The organism is Pseudomonas caspiana (genome assembly GCF_040224095.2).
GTDB classification, from domain to species: Bacteria; Pseudomonadota; Gammaproteobacteria; order Pseudomonadales; family Pseudomonadaceae; genus Aquipseudomonas; species Aquipseudomonas caspiana.
Genome location: NZ_CP167995.1, coordinates 5,180,016 through 5,194,282 on the forward strand (window position 1 = coordinate 5,180,016; position 14,267 = coordinate 5,194,282).

The following is a 14,267-nucleotide window of genomic DNA, read 5'->3' on the forward strand; positions in this document are numbered from 1 at the left end:
TCCTCTATCGATAGCCCCAATGCCAGGCATTGGGGCGGTTATCTGCTAGTGGTAGCCGTCTTCATGGGTAACCTTGCCGCGGAACACGTAGTAGCTCCAGAAGGTGTAACCCAGGATGAACGGGATGATGAACAAAGTGCCCACCAGCATGAAGCCTTGGCTTTGCGGTGGCGACGAAGCATCCCAGATCGAAATCGATGGCGGGATGATGTTCGGCCAAAGGCTGATACCCAGGCCGCTGTAGCCGAGGAAGATCAGCAACAGGGTCAACAGAAACGGTGTGTAGTTGGCATTGCGCGCCACGGCTTTGAACAAACCGTACATGGTCACCAGCACCAGAATTGGCACTGGCAGGAACCAGAACAAATTCGGCAACGTGAACCAGCGGTTAGCGATGTCAGGGTGAGCCAATGGAGTCCACAGGCTGACAATACCCATCACGACCAACACCGCAATTGCCAATGGACGAGCCAGATCATGCATGGCTTTTTGCAGTGCACCCTCGGTCTTCATGATCAACCAGGTGCAGCCCAGTAGTGCGTAAGCCACGATCAATGCAAGGCCGCAGAACATGGAGAACGGGGTGAGCCAATCCAGACCGCCACCGGCGAACTGGCGATCAACCACCGGGATGCCATCGATAAACGCGCCCAGTGCAACGCCCTGAAAGAATGTCGCTGCCAGTGAGCCGCCGATAAAGGCCTTGTCCCACAGGTGACGCTTCTCATCAGTGGCCTTGAAGCGGAATTCGAATGCCACGCCACGGAAAATCAGGCCGATCAGCATCAGGATCAATGGCAGATAAAGTGCCGACAACACGACCGAATATGCCAACGGGAAAGCGCCGAACAAACCAGCGCCCCCCAGGACCAGCCAGGTTTCGTTGCCGTCCCAGACCGGTGCAACGGTGTTCATCATGACGTCACGGTCGGTCTTGTCCTTCATGAACGGGAAGAGAATCCCGATCCCGAGGTCGAAACCGTCCATCACCACATACATCATTACGCCGAAGATAATGATGATTGCCCAGATAAGTGGAAGATCAATACCCATGACTCAGTTCCCCTTATTCAGGCTGTCGTGATTGAGCGAGTCTTCGTTGCCTTCTTCAGCAGCGGAGAGCGGACGAGCCGGAGTACGTTGCTGACCTGGGCCACCGGTTGGCTGATGGTCTTCATGAACCTTCGGCCCTTTGCGTACCAGACGCATCATGTAGCCAAGGCCTGCGCCAAACAGCACGAAATAGACCACGACGAACAACACCAGCGTAATGCTCATCTGCGCAACGCTGTGCCCGGACGAGGCATCGGAGGTGCGCATCAGACCGTAGACAACCCACGGCTGACGGCCGATTTCAGTGGTGAACCAGCCCGCCAGGATAGCGATCAGACCCGACGGCCCCATCCACAACGCGAGGTACAGGAATGCCCTGGATTTGTAGAGCGTGCCACGCTTGCGCAGCCAGAGGCTCCACAAACCGGTGAAGATCATCAGGAAGCCAAGGCCAACCATGACCCGGAACGACCAGAACACGACAGTCGAATTAGGGCGGTCTTCAGGCTTGAATTCCTTGAGTGCGGGAACCTGCTTGTCGAGGCTGTGCGTCAGGATCAGGCTGCCCAGGTACGGGATTTCAACCGCGTACTTGGTGCGTTCTTCCTTCATGTCCGGCCAGCCGAACAGGATCAACGGCGTCGGCTCGTCGCCCACGTTTTCCCAGTGACCTTCGATGGCGGCGATTTTCGCCGGTTGATGCTTGAGGGTATTCAGACCATGGAAGTCGCCAACCACTGCCTGCAAAGGTGCGACCAGCAAAGCCATCCACATGGCCATCGACAGCATCTTGCGGATCTGCGGTGTATCGCGACCACGCAAAAGGTGCCAGGCCGCCGACGAACCTACGAAGAATGCCGTTGCCACGAATGCCGCAATCGACATGTGCGCCAGGCGATAAGGGAACGACGGGTTGAACACCACCGCGAACCAGTCAGTCGGGATCACACGACCGTCGATGATTTCGTAACCCTGTGGTGTCTGCATCCAGCTGTTGGAGGACAGAATCCAGAAAGTCGAGATCAGGGTGCCGATGGCGACCATGACCGTAGAGAAAAAGTGCAGATTGCGCCCGACGCGGTTCCAGCCAAAGAGCATGACGCCCAGGAAGCCGGCTTCGAGGAAGAAAGCTGTAAGCACTTCATACGTCAGCAACGGCCCGGTGACGGCTCCGGCAAAGTCGGAGAAACGGCTCCAGTTGGTACCAAACTGATACGCCATGACCAGACCGGATACCACGCCCATGCCGAAGTTGACGGCGAAGATCTTCGACCAGAAATGGTAAAGGTCTCGGTAGACGTTGTTGTGGGTCTTGAGCCACAGGCCTTCCAGCACCGCCAGGTAACTTGCCAGACCGATGGTGATGGCAGGGAACAGGATGTGGAACGAGATGGTAAACGCGAACTGAATTCGGGCGAGCTCAATTGCATCCAAACCGAACATTGGGTTTTCCTCTATCAGGTGATACGGCCGATGACCCCGAGGTCAGCAGCCACTGCCCCCCACTGGTAAGGAGCGCGGCAGGTTGAAAACGTTCTGGGTTCTGGACGAAAAAGTGGCTATGCCCGTCTCATCAGCCCATATCGCAACCTTGAAGTCCGTCAAGTCGCCTGCCGTTTCTTTTGCCTTGAGGGCATTGACGCAGATCAACTGACTGTCAAAGAGTAGTCGTATTTGAGCGTGTAGGACGTGTGGTCTTTTGCCGCGTGACGAGTTGTCTCACCGCTCTGGAATCCTGCGTCGCAGGCATATGAGAGCATTTGGGACCTGCGTCGACGATCATGCAAGCAGCAAAAAAATCATACTTTGGGATCCAATCTGACCGGCTTTTCATGCAACTAACTGTTACAAACTGATAATCTTGCGGTTCTTCCCTGCCTGGCTGTTGTTGCTCATGCCGACTCAAGCCCCAGTGTTACTGCGCCACCATCGCCCGTTCGTCGCTTTCTGGTTTGCCCGCATCTTTACCGCCAGCGGTTTTCAAATGCTGACGGTGGCTATCGGCTGGAATCTCTATCAGCTGACCGGTAACGTCCTGGACCTTGGGTTAGTCGGTCTGGTGGAGTTCGCCCCTCGCGTGCTGTTCATGCTGCACACCGGCCATGTGGCAGACCGATACGACCGCCGCAAAGTGGCCGCCATTTGCCAGACGATGCAAGCCTGTATCGCCTTGGCGCTGTTCATCGGCAGTAGCACCGACAGCGTCACCCGGGAAATGATCTTCATCCTGGCCTTCGCGCTAGGCGCGTCCCGATCTTTTGAAATGCCTACCACTCAGGCTTTGTTGCCGAGCATCGTGCCGCCCGCGCTGTTCCCTCGGGCAGTGGCTGCCGCGCAGTCGGCCCAGCAATCGGCAACCATCGTCGCACCTGCACTGGGCGGTTTTCTTTATGCATTCGGCAGCAGTTGGGTCTATGGGCCGACCGTGCTGCTATATGTCGTCGCTTGCTCGTTGATGCTCAGCCTGCCCGCCCGACAGACACCACTGAACAAGAACAAGGCGACGATGGATTCGCTATTGGCCGGGATTCGCTTCATCCGCAGTCGTCCGGATGTACTCGGTGCCATCTCGCTGGACCTGTTCGCGGTGCTGCTGGGTGGTGCAACGGCGCTGCTGCCGGTGTTTGCCAAAGACATTCTGCTGACCGGTCCGTGGGGGCTGGGCATGTTGCGTTCGGCGCCAGCAGTCGGCGCGCTGGCAATGTCGCTGTGGCTTGCGCATTTCAATGTCGAACGGCACGTAGGCCGCGTGATGTTTACCGCGGTCGGCGTGTTCGGCGTGGCAACCATTGCGTTCGGGCTGTCGACATCGTTCTGGTTTTCCATGGCGGTGCTGGTGGTGCTTGGCGCAGCGGACATGATCAGCATGGTGATCCGTGCGTCCTTCGTGCAACTGGAAACACCGGATGAAATGCGTGGCCGGGTCAGCGCGGTCAACGGGCTGTTCATTGGTGCTTCCAATCAACTCGGCGAATTTGAATCGGGCCTCACCGCGCACTGGTTCGGCGTGGTTCCGGCAGTGGTCATGGGCGGCGTCGGCACCCTTGCGGTAACCGGCATCTGGATCAAACTGTTCCCGACCCTGGCCAATCGCGACCGCATGCGGGATGTGGTGGCCGAGGCGCAAGAGCAGAAGGTGTAAGGGTTACAGCGATCCCCCTCCCGGTTCAAGCCAGCCTTACGGGATTGCAACCTCGGTGAGTCTTACAAGACGGGCTGTAAAAAACCGCGTAGCGCAACCAGCAACCGCTCATACAGCCGGTCAACCTCAGTTGCCAGCCCTTTGGCCCGCAAACAGCCATGCACCAGGCCGAAGCCCGGATCAAAAACAGTTGTCACTCCAGCTTCACGCAGACAACGTTCGTAAGCCACGCCGTCATCCCGCAACGGGTCGAACTGCGCAACGGCAATGAACGCAGGCGCCAGCCCGGTGAAGTCCTTCGCACGCAACGGCATCGCGTAAGGCGATTGAAAATCTGCGGCGCGGCTCAGGTATAACGCCAGATAGCACTCAAGATCAGTGCGACTCAGCAGGGGCGCTTCGGCGCATTCGCTACGTGACGGCAGGTCATCTGCGCCGCCCAGCGCCGGATAAACCAATGCCTGACCTCTGGGCTGCGCAAAACCCGCATCCCTCAGTGCCAGACACAAAGCGGCAGCAAGGTTACCGCCGGCACTATCCCCTGCAAGAGCGACCCGCGACGGATCAATCCCCAGCCGTTCTGCCTGCACCTGCACCGCGTGCCAGACGGCCAGACAATCCTCGAACGCTGCCGGGAACGGATGCTCAGGGGCCAACCGATAATCCACCGCGATCAGCACACAGCCAACATCGACGGCCAGCGGTGCGGCGATGAAATCATGAGAGTCGAGATCGCCCACCACCCAACCGCCACCATGCAGATAAATCACACAGGGCGCTGCCTCGGGGTGCACGTGTTGTGGTCGATAGCAGCGAACAGGCACATCGGCCAGTTGAAAATCCGCCACCTCAAGGCCCGCTGGCCGCGCTGGAGTAAAGGCGCGGCACATATGCGAGTAAGCCTGGCGCTGACTGCGGAAGTCAGACGCCTTTGAGGAGAAACTCAGGGTCTGGGTGACAAACGCCCAGAGTTCGGGAGACAAGGGAAAGCCGTCGCTCATGCAGTTGCCTCCCCAAGCCTCTTTAGCACCTGTAAACCGGCCTTACTTCTTGATCGCCGCCATGACCACTGGCGCTGCGTCTTTACCGTCAAACGTCGTCACCCCCGCCAGCCATCGGCTCAGATCTTCCGGGTGATCCTTGAGCCACTGTCTGGCGACTTCGTCCGGAGCCTTGCGGTCCATGATCGGCACCATCATCTGGCTTTCCTGAGCGGCGGTGAAGGTCAGATTACTCAGAAGCTTGCTGACATTCGGACAGCGTTGCGCGTAGTCCGGTGCGGTGACCGTGGATACCGTGGCCGCGCCCTCGCCCGGTCCGAATACATCTTCGCTGCCGGTCAGATACGCCAGCTTCATGTTGATGTTCATTGGATGCGGGGTCCAGCCTACAAACACCACCCACTCGCCTCGCTTGACCGCCCGAGCCACCGCCGCAAGCATGCCGGCCTCGCCGGACTCCACCAACTGGAACCCGCCCAGGCCAAATTGATTCTTATCGATCATGCCCTTGATGTTGGCATTGGCACCGGTACCCGGCTCGATCCCGTAAATCTTGCCGCCGAGTTTGTCCTTGAATTTCGCGATATCACCGAACGTTTTCAGCCCACCCGCAGCAACATAATCGGGCACAGCCAGGGTCGCCTGGGCATCACTCATGCTCGGTTCATTCAGCACTTTGACCTGATTGGCTGCTAAAAACGGCGCGATGTTTTTGTCCATCGCAGGCTTCCAGTAGCCCAGGAAGATGTCCAGTTTGTCATCGCGCAGGCCGCCGAAAATGATTTGTTGGGCGGCGCTGGTCTGCTTCACTTCATAACCCATGCCCTTGAGCAGCACTTCAGCCACGGCACTGGTTGCCACCACGTCGGTCCAGTTCACCACCCCCATGCGCACGTTCTGGCATTTGGCGGGCTCTGCGGCCATCAACGCTGTGCTGCTTATCATCAATAACCCACAGCTGATATGACGGATAAATCGGTTCATGCGTGCTCCCTCGGTCGGCAGGTTGTTTTTTGGTTTTGATTATTTGAACAACTGCGGCCATGCGAATGCGGCACGCCTGAGCACGTTACCCAGCAGCACAAGGGACGAAACGCACCAGCGCGACCTGTGTTTGCACTCTGGCGACATTAGAGAGGACGGAATGAAATGCGGGGGAGATTGCTTTTCAGATCAGGCTCACAGCGATCCTGTATGAGCCATCGGAGTTTACGACGGTCGCGATGGCGGCGTGTAAGACAGAACGCCATCGCGACTTTGCATTTTGCTGGAGGGATAGCTCGTCAGAGCACCTTATCCAGGGTTATCGGGAAGTCCCGAACCCGCTTGCCGGTTGCATGGTAAATCGCATTGGCGACTGCCGCCGCGACGCCGACGATGCCGATCTCGCCCACCCCTTTCGAACCCAGCGCGTTAACGATTTCATCGTTTTCTTCGACAAAAATCACGTCTATGTCGTTGATATCGGCGTTAACCGGGATGTGGTACTCGGCAAGGCTGTGGTTCATGAAACGGCCCAGTTTGTGATCGCTCTGGGTTTCTTCCTGCAAGGCCATGCCCAGCCCCCAGACCACGCCGCCCAGTATCTGGCTGCGAGCCATTTTCGGATTGACCACTCGGCCCGCGGCCACTGCACTGACCACCCGGCTGACGCGAATCGTGCCCAGGTCTTCATCGACCTGCACTTCAACGAATACCGCCGAGTGTGTCGCGCTCGAGTAACCTTCACGCTTCGCATCAGGCTCGGCATCGACCTGCACCTGCAAGCCTTCAGGCCAACTGCTCAGCACTTCGCTCAGTGCCAATCGGTGATCGCCCAACGAGACGTATCCGTCAGCAACGGTCATTTGCTCGACCTTCGCGGCGAAAAACTTCGCGTCAATCTGACCCGCTGCGGTGAACAACTTCTCGCGCAACGCCTTGCTGGCTTGCTGCACGGCAGTGCCCACCGACGACACCGTGAACGAGCCACCCTGCAAGGGCGCCGTTGGCAGCGACGAATCCCCCAGCACGAACGTGGTGTCTTCAACAGCAACGCCCGCCGCTTCGGCTGCAATCTGTGTCATGACCGTGTAAGTGCCGGTGCCGATATCGGTCGTCGCACTGCTAACGGTCAGCTTGCCTTGGGCGTCGATATGCGCCTTGGCACTGGCTTTCATCTGCATCGCTTCCCAGACACCGCCCGCCATGCCCCAGCCGATCAGTTGGCGACCTTCGCGCATGCTCCGTGGCTCAGGGTTGCGATGGCTCCAGCCGAAGCGATCTGCGCCCTGGGTATAACAAGCACGCAATTGCTTGCTGGAATACGGCTTGTCTTCATTGCCGTTGCGATCAGCGAAATTGACCTGACGCAGCTGCACCGGGTCCATGGCCAAGGCAACAGCCAGTTCATCCATGGCGCACTCCAGGCCGATCAGACCCAACGCAGCGCCTGGCGCACGCATGTCCAACGGGGTGTAGACGTCCAGTGGCGCTAGCTTGTAAGTGAGTTCGACGTTGTCGCACTTGTAGAGCATGCCGCTCCATTCCACCACGTGCTCGCTGAAGTCCTCAAACCGGGACGTCTGACCGATTGCACCGTGCCCAACCGCCAGCAAACGGCCATCCGCCGCCGCGCCCAGACGCAGATGCTGCAATGTGCGCGGACGATAGCCGAAGGTGAACATCTGCTGCCGGGTCAGGGTGACGCGCACTGAACGCTTGAGTTCCAGCGCCGCCATGACCGCCAGAGGCAGCTGATACTGCGGACGCAGGCCCGAGCCGAACGCACCACCGACAAAGGCAGCCAGCACCTGAATCTTGTCTTTCGGGATACCGAATACGTTGTGCAGATAGTCCTGACAGTTTTGCGGACCCTGGGTCTTGTCATGGACCTGCAGACTGCCATCGTCCTTGTAAAACACCGTCGAAGCATGCGGCTCCATCGGGTTGTGATGTTCGACCGGCGTGCTGTAGTGGGCATCGACAGTCAGTGCGGAATTGGCGAATCCCGCCTGAAAGTCACCGCGCGGCGCAGGCAGTTCCGCCGGTGCGTCATAGCTGTCTCCCTGCACCGCCAGCAAATCGGTTTCATGGGCTTCGACCAGATATTCGATACGCACCAGCGAACCGGCGTAACGCGCCAGCTCAAGGGTTTCGGCGACCACAAGCGCCAGCGGCTGGCCGCTGTACAGCACGCGATCGTGATATAGAGGACGGAATGGCGAACCGTCTGCCGAATCGGCGTCTTCATAGTTCTCGTCATAGCTGGCGAGCTTTGGACGGTTCTTGTGATCCAACACCATCACGACGCCCGGCACGCGCAGGGCTTCGGAGATGTCGATGTGCGTCACACGCCCGCGAGCGATAGTGCTGGAGACCACGCTGCCATGCAGCAAACCGGTTTCCGGGTATTCACCGGCATAACGGGCCTGACCGGTAACTTTAAGCTTGCCGTCTACCCGGTCAAGCGCTTGGCCCAGTGGCGAAACAGGCGTATTCATTGGGCGCTTCCTCCTGTGGCAGCAGCATCGACCGCGGCATCGCTGAGGGTTCGAATGATCGCCCGACGTGCCAGTTTGACTTTAAAAGCGTTGTGTTCGAGCGGCTCGGCATCGGCCAGCAAGGCATCGGCGGCGGCCGCGAAGTTCTCGCGAGAGACCGGTTTGCCGACCAGCATTTGCTCCACGACCTTATCGCGCCATGGCTTGTGAGCAACACCGCCCAGCGCCAGACGCACGTCGCGAATGACATCACCGTCCAGCTCCAACGACGCTGCAACCGAGATCAGCGCAAAGGCGTAGGAGGCCCGATCACGGATTTTCAGGTACTTGCCCTGACCCGCGAAGCTGGGTGCCGGGAGTTCGATTGCGGTAATCAGCTCGTCATCGGCCAATTGGTTATCCCGCTGAGGCGCATCGCCGGGCAGGCGATGGAAGTCGGCAAACTCGATGGTGCGCTGACCTGCACGCCCCTGAACATGGACGATGGCTTCAAGCGCGGCGAGAGCAACGCACATGTCCGAAGGATGAGTCGCGACGCATTCGTCGCTGGCCCCCAGAATCGCGTGAATACGGTTCAGGCCGTCGCGCGCCGGGCAACCGCTGCCGGGCTCGCGTTTATTGCACGGCACAGTGGAGTCATAGAAGTAGTAGCAACGTGTGCGCTGCAGCAGGTTGCCGCCTGTGCTCGCCATGTTGCGAAGCTGTGGCGATGCTCCGGCCAGTACGGCTTGGGACAGCAGCGGGTAACGTTGCTCAATCAACGGATGCCAGGCCAGATCAGCGTTGCTCACCAGCGCGCCGATGAGCAACCCACCGTTGTCGGTTTCGCTGATGTCGTTCAGTGGCAGCCGGGTGATATCGATCAGATGTTCGGGGCGTGCGACGTTTTCTTTCATCAGATCGAGCAGGTTAGTGCCGCCCGCGATAAACCGGGTCGCAGCACCGCTAAGATTGACCGCTTCGCTGACACTGGTTGGGCGGCTGTAGATAAAGGGATTCATCGGCTGCCCTCCGCTTTCTCGAAGCTACCCATCTCTGAATGGGTGTTGCGCAGCTCGGGCAGGACTTCTTCCACCGCCGCCAGAATGTTGCTGTAGGCACCGCAGCGGCACAGGTTGCCGCTCATCAGTTCCTGAATCTCGGCACGGCTGTTGGCGCGACCTTCATTGGCCAGCCCGACCGCCGAGCAAATCTGCCCCGGCGTGCAATAGCCGCACTGAAAGGCGTCATGCTTGATGAACGCCTGCTGCATCGGGTGCAGTTGCTCGCCATCTGCCAGCCCTTCAATCGTGGTCAGCTCTGCGCCGTCACACATGATCGCCAGGGTCAGACAGGAATTGATGCGCTTGCCGTCGCGCAGAACGGTACACGCGCCGCATTGGCCGTGATCGCAGCCTTTCTTGCTGCCGACCAGATCAAGCTGGTCTCGAAGCAAGTCGAGCAATGTTGTCCAAGGCTGGACGTTGAGCTGTCGCGGCTGACCGTTGAGGGTCAGGCTAATCGCATGGCCAGCGAAATCCTGGGGGGTTGGTGAACTCATGGAAACCTCACGGTAGGTACTCGAACAGCGCAGTTTTTCTGCGTCTTAAGGGGTACGACTCGTGGAGTTTTGGAATCGTTCAGGGTTTGTTGATGAGTGTTGATCCAGTGGGTTGTGCGTGACTTGGATGGCATCCGGGCGATAAACGACAATGCAGTGAGTCTTCTGGCTGCGTCTGATGTATCGCGGGCAAGCCCGGCTCCCACAGGATCCACGCCAGCCTATTGGACTGGATTCACACAAGCATTTGAGTCAGACGCTGGACCTGTGGGCGCGGTGCTTGCTCGCGATGCAGCCGTTTTGATCTACAGCGAACCGCTGTCCAGCGCTGTGTCAGAAAATCTTAAGAATGAATGCAACAGCACACCATTCATCGGCAGGCAGTCACAAACCCGTTCGACTGGTATCATGCGCGGCTTTTTCCGACCGGTACAAAATCCGCGGGCCGCTTCGGCAGTCTGTGCTTTGCTGTTCTAGTCGATTCATTCACGACGCAGGCGCGTCACCGGGGAGCCAGACATGCTGGAACGGCTGTTTCAACTCAAGGCACACAACACCAACGTGCGCACCGAGATTCTCGCGGGCGTCACGACCTTTCTGGCCATGGCCTACATCCTGTTCGTCAACCCGAGCATCCTCGGCGCGACCGGCATGGACAAAGGCGCGCTGTTCGTCGCCACCTGTCTGGCCGCCGCGATTGGCTCGGCGACCATGGGCATCATAGCCAACTACCCGATTGCCCTGGCACCGGGCATGGGCCTGAACGCGTTCTTTACTTACACCGTTGTGCTACACATGGGCCATACCTGGCAGGTGGCACTGGGCGCGGTATTCATTTCGGCGGTGATGTTCTTTGTCCTGTCGATCTTTCGTATCCGTGAATGGATCATCAACAGCATTCCGCTGCCACTGCGCTCGGCGATTGCCGCCGGTATCGGCCTGTTCCTGGCGCTGATCGCCCTGCACAACGCTGGCATCGTGGTCAGCAACCCGGCCACCATGGTCGGCATGGGTGATCTGAAGCAACCCGCACCGGTACTCGCCACGCTGGGCTTCTTCCTGATTGTTGCCCTGGAAAAACTCAAGGTGCGTGGCGCCGTGCTGATCGGCATTCTGGCCGTAACCATTGTCTCGATTCTGCTGGGCTTCACGCCTTTCGGTGGCGTGGTGTCGATGCCACCATCCCTGGCCCCGACCTTCCTGCAACTGGACATCAAAGGCGCCTTTGATGTCGGCCTGATCAGCGTGATCTTCGCCTTCCTGTTCGTGGACCTGTTCGACAACTCCGGCACGCTGATCGGCGTCGCCAAACGCGCCGGGCTGATGGACAAGAACGGTCACATGCCGAAAATGGGCCGTGCGCTGATCGCCGACAGCACCGCCGCCATGGCCGGTTCGCTGCTGGGTACTTCGACCACCACCAGCTATATCGAATCGGCGGCAGGCGTCAGTGCTGGCGGGCGTACCGGCTTGACCGCCATTGTCGTTGCGGTCCTGTTCCTGCTGGCGTTGTTCTTCGCCCCATTGGCGAGCAGCGTTCCAGCGTTCGCCACTGCCCCGGCGCTGCTGTTCGTGGCGGTTCTGATGACCTCCGGGCTGGCGGAAATCGATTGGGATGATCTGTCGGTCGCTGCGCCCGTCGTTATTACTGCGCTGGCGATGCCATTCACCTACTCCATCGCCAACGGCATTGCTTTTGGTTTCATCGCCTGGACAGGTATCAAACTGTTGTCGGGCCAGTGGCGTGAGCTGAATCCCGCGCTGGTGATCCTGTCGATTCTGTTCGTTATCAAATTGGGTTGGTTTCCGGCATGAGTGCAAGTATTCCGTTCGATCCTGCGAGCTATGACACTCAGCTCCAGGCCAAAGCCGATCGCCTGCGTGAACTGCTGGCTCCGTTTGACGCGCCTGAACCTCAGGTGTTTGACTCGCCCAAGGCAAACTACCGGCTGCGCGCCGAGTTCCGCCTGTGGCGCGAAGACCAGAAGCGTCACTACGCGATGTTCACCCCCGGCGATAACAAGAACCCGATTCTGCTCGATGGTTTGCCGATTGCCAGCCTGCGCATCAACGCATTGATGCCAGTACTGCGTGACCGCTGGGAAGCCAGCAAGGTGCTTAACCACAAGCTGTTCCAGGTGGACTTCCTGACCACACTGGCAGGCGATGCGATGATCACAATGTGTTATCACCGCCCGCTCGATGACGAGTGGCTGGCCGAAGCTGAAAAGCTGGCCGCTGACCTGGACGTGAGCCTGATCGGTCGCTCCAAAGGCCAGCGTCTGGTAATAGGTCGTGATTACGTGACTGAAGAACTTGAAGTCGCCGGTCGCACCTTCACTTACCGTCAGCCTGAAGGCGCGTTCACTCAGCCAAACGGTACCGTGAACCAGAAAATGCTCGACTGGGCCTACGCGGCATTGGGCGACCGTGAAGATGATTTGCTGGAGTTGTATTGCGGCAACGGCAACTTCACCCTGCCGTTGGCGACCCGAGTACGCAAAGTGCTGGCCACCGAAATCAGCAAGACTTCGGTTAATGCCGCACTGAGCAACCTGGCCGATAACGCCGTGGATAACGTCACGCTGGTGCGTCTGTCTGCGGAAGAGCTGACTCAGGCGCTCAATGAAGTGCGTCCGTTCCGTCGCCTGAATGGCGTGGATCTGAAGAGCTACGACTTCGGCAGCGTCTTCGTCGACCCGCCCCGCGCCGGTATGGACCCGGACACTTGCGAGCTGACGCGCCGCTTCGAGCGCATTCTGTACATTTCCTGCAACCCGGAAACCCTGGCCGCCAACATCGCCCAACTCCACGACACTCACCGTGTCGAGCGTTGCGCGCTGTTCGACCAGTTCCCGTATACCCACCATATGGAATCCGGGGTTTTACTCGTCAGACGCTAATTCCTTGTGGGAGCAGAGCTTGCTGGACGCAGTTCACTTTGGACCGAGTCCAGCCTTATCGCGAGCAAGCTCTGCTCCCACAGGAATCTCAGCATCTCCTCACAACGCTTTTATCTGCCCAATCCCCACCGCACCTGGCCCTTCACCAATCCCGTTCTCCAACGGCGCACCAAACGCATCAAGGCTGATCTGGAAACGATCACCCGGCTGGGTCTTCACCCCGTCCGCAAACGACAAAGTCGCAGTACCGAAGTAGTGAATGTGCACATCCCCCGGACGCAGGAACTGCGCGTACTTGAAGTGGTGATATTCAAGGTTCGCCAGGCTGTGGCACATGTTGTCTTCGCCACTCAGGAACTCCTTCTCCCACAACACCTGCCCGTCACGCAGAACGCGACTCATACCGGACAGATGCCGTGGTAATTCGCCCACCCGCAATTCCGGACCGTACGCGCAATAGCGCAGCTTGGAATGCGCCAGATACAGGTAGTTGCGGCGCTCCATGACGTGATCGGAAAACTCGTTGCCCAAGGCATACCCCAAACGATACGGCTGACCATCGTCGCCGATCACATACAGGCCCGTCAGCTCAGGTTCTTCGCCCGCATCTTCAGCAAATGACGGCACCGGAAAATCAGCCCCCGGCCGCACGACGATGCTGCCATCGCCTTTGTAGAACCATTCCGGCTGAGCACCGACCTGACCGGCAGCGGGTTTACCGCCTTCGATGCCCCACTTGAAGATCTTCATGGTGTCAGTCATGCCGGCTTCGACCTGGCCGTCATGCTGGTGCATCTTGTCTCGCGCGGAGGCGCTGCCCAAGTGAGTCAGGCCAGTGCCGCTGATCAGGCAGTGCGCCGGGTCTTCGTGATCGAGTGGCGGCAGAATCTTTTGGTTTTTTAACAGCGATGCGTAATCAGGACCGGCCTCAGTGCCACGGCTGGCCACTTCATCGGCCAGGCTTTTACCGGTGCGAATGGCGGCGAGGGCCAGTTCGCGGGTGCTTTGGGTTGCACGTACTACGTTGATCAAGTTGCCATCGACGATGCCGACCTGGCGTTGACCCGATTGGGTTTCGAATTGGATAAGGCGCATGGGGGGAAATCTCCAGATAGTAGCCTGCAAAGCGCAACCCCTTGTGGGAGC

At 58.8% G+C, this 14,267-nt stretch carries 11 protein-coding genes; 3 read left to right on the forward strand and 8 right to left on the reverse strand.

Annotation, left to right across the window (positions count from 1 at the left end):
• Positions 1 to 45: 45 nt before the first annotated feature.
• Positions 46 to 1,053, reverse strand: a complete 1,008-nt coding sequence (gene cydB, locus ABRP31_RS23530) for a cytochrome d ubiquinol oxidase subunit II (RefSeq protein ID WP_087272622.1) — start codon at positions 1,051 to 1,053, stop codon at positions 46 to 48.
• A gap of 3 nt (positions 1,054 to 1,056) precedes the next feature.
• Positions 1,057 to 2,496, reverse strand: a complete 1,440-nt coding sequence (locus ABRP31_RS23535; protein ID WP_087272619.1) for a cytochrome ubiquinol oxidase subunit I — start codon at positions 2,494 to 2,496, stop codon at positions 1,057 to 1,059.
• A gap of 451 nt (positions 2,497 to 2,947) precedes the next feature.
• On the opposite strand from ABRP31_RS23535, the gene ABRP31_RS23540 reads away from it, so the two are divergent.
• Positions 2,948 to 4,195 (forward strand): MFS transporter, encoded by a 1,248-nt coding sequence (locus tag ABRP31_RS23540; RefSeq protein WP_087272784.1) that lies wholly within the window; start codon positions 2,948 to 2,950, stop codon positions 4,193 to 4,195.
• Positions 4,196 to 4,257: 62 nt separating this feature from the next.
• On the opposite strand, the gene ABRP31_RS23545 is transcribed toward ABRP31_RS23540, so the two are convergent.
• The 5 genes from ABRP31_RS23545 to ABRP31_RS23565 all read right to left on the reverse strand — a co-directional run bounded on the left by ABRP31_RS23545 (position 4,258) and on the right by ABRP31_RS23565 (position 10,218).
• Entirely contained in the window at positions 4,258 to 5,196 is a 939-nt protein-coding gene (locus tag ABRP31_RS23545) for an alpha/beta hydrolase (RefSeq protein WP_349972566.1), read from the reverse strand.
• A gap of 42 nt (positions 5,197 to 5,238) precedes the next feature.
• Entirely contained in the window at positions 5,239 to 6,180 is a 942-nt protein-coding gene (locus tag ABRP31_RS23550; protein ID WP_087272612.1) for a choline ABC transporter substrate-binding protein, read from the reverse strand.
• Positions 6,181 to 6,479: 299 nt separating this feature from the next.
• The gene (locus ABRP31_RS23555; protein ID WP_349972565.1) at positions 6,480 to 8,678 is read right to left on the reverse strand and encodes a xanthine dehydrogenase family protein molybdopterin-binding subunit; all 2,199 of its coding nucleotides are present in this window, start codon (positions 8,676 to 8,678) and stop codon (positions 6,480 to 6,482) included.
• Entirely contained in the window at positions 8,675 to 9,679 is a 1,005-nt protein-coding gene (locus ABRP31_RS23560) for a xanthine dehydrogenase family protein subunit M (RefSeq protein ID WP_349972564.1), read from the reverse strand. The genes ABRP31_RS23555 and ABRP31_RS23560 overlap by 4 nt, the downstream gene beginning before the upstream one ends.
• A complete protein-coding gene (locus ABRP31_RS23565) occupies positions 9,676 to 10,218 on the reverse strand; it encodes a (2Fe-2S)-binding protein (protein ID WP_087272602.1) in 543 nt (180 codons plus the stop codon). The genes ABRP31_RS23560 and ABRP31_RS23565 overlap by 4 nt, the downstream gene beginning before the upstream one ends.
• Positions 10,219 to 10,737: 519 nt before the next feature.
• On the opposite strand from ABRP31_RS23565, the gene ABRP31_RS23570 reads away from it, so the two are divergent.
• Both ABRP31_RS23570 and trmA read left to right on the forward strand, forming a co-directional pair.
• Positions 10,738 to 12,033 (forward strand): NCS2 family permease, encoded by a 1,296-nt coding sequence (locus ABRP31_RS23570; RefSeq protein ID WP_087272596.1) that lies wholly within the window; start codon positions 10,738 to 10,740, stop codon positions 12,031 to 12,033.
• On the forward strand, positions 12,030 to 13,121 hold the full coding sequence (gene trmA / locus ABRP31_RS23575; RefSeq protein ID WP_087272592.1) for a tRNA (uridine(54)-C5)-methyltransferase TrmA: 1,092 nt from the start codon (positions 12,030 to 12,032) through the stop codon (positions 13,119 to 13,121). The genes ABRP31_RS23570 and trmA overlap by 4 nt, the downstream gene beginning before the upstream one ends.
• Positions 13,122 to 13,220: 99 nt before the next feature.
• Here trmA and araD1 read toward each other — a convergent pair whose 3' ends face one another.
• The gene (gene araD1, locus ABRP31_RS23580; protein ID WP_349972562.1) at positions 13,221 to 14,216 is read right to left on the reverse strand and encodes an AraD1 family protein; all 996 of its coding nucleotides are present in this window, start codon (positions 14,214 to 14,216) and stop codon (positions 13,221 to 13,223) included.
• Between the last annotated feature and the right edge of the window lie 51 nt (positions 14,217 to 14,267).

Bases quoted from the DNA above. Each gene is read 5' to 3' on its own strand.
- ABRP31_RS23560 (WP_349972564.1), bottom strand. From the start codon at position 9,679: ATGAATCCCTTTATCTACAGCCGCCCAACCAGTGTCAGCGAAGCGGTC.
- ABRP31_RS23570 (WP_087272596.1), top strand. From the start codon at position 10,738: ATGCTGGAACGGCTGTTTCAACTCAAGGCACACAACACCAACGTGCGC.
- trmA (WP_087272592.1), top strand. From the start codon at position 12,030: ATGAGTGCAAGTATTCCGTTCGATCCTGCGAGCTATGACACTCAGCTC.
- ABRP31_RS23535 (WP_087272619.1), bottom strand. From the start codon at position 2,496: ATGTTCGGTTTGGATGCAATTGAGCTCGCCCGAATTCAGTTCGCGTTT.
- cydB (WP_087272622.1), bottom strand. From the start codon at position 1,053: ATGGGTATTGATCTTCCACTTATCTGGGCAATCATCATTATCTTCGGC.
- ABRP31_RS23545 (WP_349972566.1), bottom strand. From the start codon at position 5,196: ATGAGCGACGGCTTTCCCTTGTCTCCCGAACTCTGGGCGTTTGTCACC.
- araD1 (WP_349972562.1), bottom strand. From the start codon at position 14,216: ATGCGCCTTATCCAATTCGAAACCCAATCGGGTCAACGCCAGGTCGGC.
- ABRP31_RS23555 (WP_349972565.1), bottom strand. From the start codon at position 8,678: ATGAATACGCCTGTTTCGCCACTGGGCCAAGCGCTTGACCGGGTAGAC.
- ABRP31_RS23540 (WP_087272784.1), top strand. From the start codon at position 2,948: ATGCCGACTCAAGCCCCAGTGTTACTGCGCCACCATCGCCCGTTCGTC.
- ABRP31_RS23565 (WP_087272602.1), bottom strand. From the start codon at position 10,218: ATGAGTTCACCAACCCCCCAGGATTTCGCTGGCCATGCGATTAGCCTG.
- ABRP31_RS23550 (WP_087272612.1), bottom strand. From the start codon at position 6,180: ATGAACCGATTTATCCGTCATATCAGCTGTGGGTTATTGATGATAAGC.